A 2732-nucleotide genomic window follows, 5' to 3' on the forward strand; every position below is an offset into this window, starting at 1 on the left:
CAGCTCTCCGCCACCGCCTGGACCAACCGCGACCTGGTCTCCCTCGGCGACCACGACAAGGACGGCGCCGTCGACATGGTCTGGCGCGACTTCAACACCTCGCGTCTGCTGCTGCGGCACGGCAAGCCGGCCACCGGCGGAGGCACCGAACTGACCTCGCTCGCCAGTGCCGTCAACTCCAAGAACGGTGTCGACGCCCAGTACGGCACCTCCTGGAACACCACCAACATCCCGCTGCTGACCGGCACGCCGGACATCACCAAGGACGGCATCCCCGAAATGTGGGCCGTCACCGGAGCCGCCGACAACGGCATCGTCCGGTTCTACCCCGGCGGCGCCACCCACCACGGCACACCCGTCGGCGTGATCTCCACCGACTGGCGCACCAAGAAGGCCCTCGGATAGCACCGGACATCCGGTTGGGGAGATCCGGAAGTCCCTGCGGAACCGTCTCCCGTCCCCCGCGCCGCGACCCGGCGCGGGGGACGTGTGCGTTCCGGACGGGCTCGTGCCGTGCCCGCCGAGGTCAGCCCGTGCACACCGGCGACGGCTGCCGCCAGAACCGGTACAGGTCGTAGCCGCACGCCGTCTCCAGCTCCGGCACCCCCAGTCCCCTCAGCACCCAGTCCACCAGGCCGAAGAACGCGCGGTTCACCTCCGGTACGAAGAACAGCAGCGCGAACACGACCAGCAGGCCGTACGCCCCGACCGGGGCCAGCCGGCGGCGCATCGCGGGGGAGAGCCACGGCTCCACCACCCCGTAGCCGTCGAGCCCGGGTACCGGCAGGAAGTTGAGGATCGCGGCCGTCACCTGGAGGAGCGCCAGGAAAGCCAGGGCGTAGCGGAACAGCGGCGGCACACCTTCCAGACCGTCCAGCCAGAACGGGGCCGTGCAGACCACGGCGAACGCCGCGTTCGTCAGCGGGCCCGCCGCGGAGATCAGGCTGTGGCGCCAGCGGCCCGGGATCCGGCCGCGTTCGATGAACACCGCACCGCCGGGCAGTCCGATACCGCCCAGGACGACAAAGAGGACCGGCAGGACGATGCTGGTCAGCGCATGGGTGTAGGCGAGGGGGTTGAGCGTCAGATACCCCTTGTCGACGACGGTGGGGTCGCCGCTGTGCAGCGCGGTGCGGGCATGCGCGTACTCGTGCAGACAGAGGGAGACCACCCAGGCCGCGGTCACGAAGAGGAAGACCGCGATCCCGGCCGTCTCGGCCCAGTCCGTCCACACCGCCCAGCCGGCGACCGCGCCGACCGCGACGATGCCGAGAAAGACCGGGCTGACACGGCGCGAGGACCGGGAGGAGGTGGCTGCTGGGCTCATGGCGCGGCTCCGGTGGCGTGACGGCGTGGTGACCGACCGTACCCGTCGGTGCGGGGTCAACGAACCGGGCCACGCTTCCGGTTCCGTCCGTACGGAGATCCGGAGCCGCGCGGCCGTCCCTGCGGAGAGAATGGCCGGGTGCGCTACTCCGTACTCGGCACCACACAGGTCCATCGCGACGACGGCACCCTTGTGCCCCTCGGCGGCGCCCGGCTGCGCGCCCTCCTCGGCGCGCTGGCGCTGAGCCCCGGACGGGCCGTCCCGGTGGGGACCCTGGTGGACGAGGTCTGGGGCGGGGAGCCGCCCGCCGATGCGACGGGGGCGCTCCAGGCACTCGTCGGGAGGCTGCGGCGGACCATCGGGGCCGCGGCCGTGATCTCGGCCGCGGGCGGGGCCGGCTACCGGCTGGTCGCCGACCCCGACGACATCGACCTCCACCGCTTCACCCGGCTCGCGGGCGAGGGCGCCCGCGCCCTGGCCGAGGGCGACGCGGTGAAGGCGCTCGCCGTCCTCGACGAAAGCCTCGCGCTCTGGCACGGCCCGGCGCTCGCCGACCTCCCCGACGGCGGCCGGGCCGAGGCGGCCGGTGCGGAGGCCCGCCGCGGTTCGGCGGTGCGGGACCGGCTTGCCGCGCTGGTCCTCCTGGGCCGCGCCGGGGAGACCCTGCCCGAACTGACCGCGGCCTGCGCGGACGCCCCCCTCGACGAACCGCTGCACGCACTGCGGATACGTGCCCTCCGGGCCGCCGGACGGCCCGCCGAGGCACTCGCGGCCTACGAGGAGGTACGGGCCCGGCTGGCCGACCGGCTCGGCACCGACCCGGGCCCCGAACTGCGCGCGCTCCACCGGGAACTCCTCACCCCGGACGGGTCCCCGGCCCCCGGGAAGCCGCAGGGCCCGCAGGAGCCCCGCACCGCGTACGACCCTCGCCCCGCGCGAGATCGCGACCCCGCGCCCGCCCCGCGGGAGTCCCTCTCCCCGGTCGCCGCCGCCCCGCGCGGCAATCTGCGGGCCCGGCTGACGTCGTTCGTCGGACGGGAGGACGACCTGGACGCGCTCCGGGAGGATCTGCGCGGCGCCCGGCTGGTCACCCTGCTCGGCACCGGCGGCGCGGGCAAGACCCGGCTGTCGCAGGAGGCGGGCGCCCGGGCCGCGGACGCTTACCCGGACGGGGTCTGGCTGGCCGAACTCGCCCCGGTGAACGACCCCGGGAGCGTCCCCGAGACCGTGCTGCTCGCCCTCGGGGCCCGGCAGGCCGTGCTGCGCGGCGCGGGCGCCGAGGAGCTGCGGGCCGCCGAATCGCTGGGCGGCGATCCGTTGGTGCGGTTGGTGGAGTACTGCCGGTCGCGGCGGATGTTGTTGATCGTGGACAACTGTGAGCATGTGGTGGGTGCGGCGGCGGGGT

2 protein-coding genes and 1 pseudogene are annotated in these 2732 nt (G+C 74.4%); 2 read left to right on the plus strand and 1 reads right to left on the minus strand.

Translation table 11 applies throughout. From position 1 onward, the window contains the following. Positions 1-405: pseudogene (locus ACWDR0_RS34725) on the plus strand (VCBS repeat-containing protein); the annotation flags it as partial. Positions 406-526: 121 nt separating this feature from the next. Here ACWDR0_RS34725 and ACWDR0_RS34730 read toward each other — a convergent pair. Further along, on the minus strand, positions 527-1327 hold the full coding sequence (locus ACWDR0_RS34730; protein WP_456355826.1) for a site-2 protease family protein: 801 nt from the start codon (positions 1325-1327) through the stop codon (positions 527-529). A gap of 138 nt (positions 1328-1465) precedes the next feature. On the opposite strand from ACWDR0_RS34730, the gene ACWDR0_RS34735 reads away from it, so the two are divergent. After that, positions 1466-2732, plus strand: a 1267-nt coding sequence (locus ACWDR0_RS34735; RefSeq protein WP_456355827.1) for a BTAD domain-containing putative transcriptional regulator, incomplete at its 3' end; no start/stop codon positions are given.

The organism is Streptomyces sp. NPDC003691 (genome assembly GCF_053981115.1).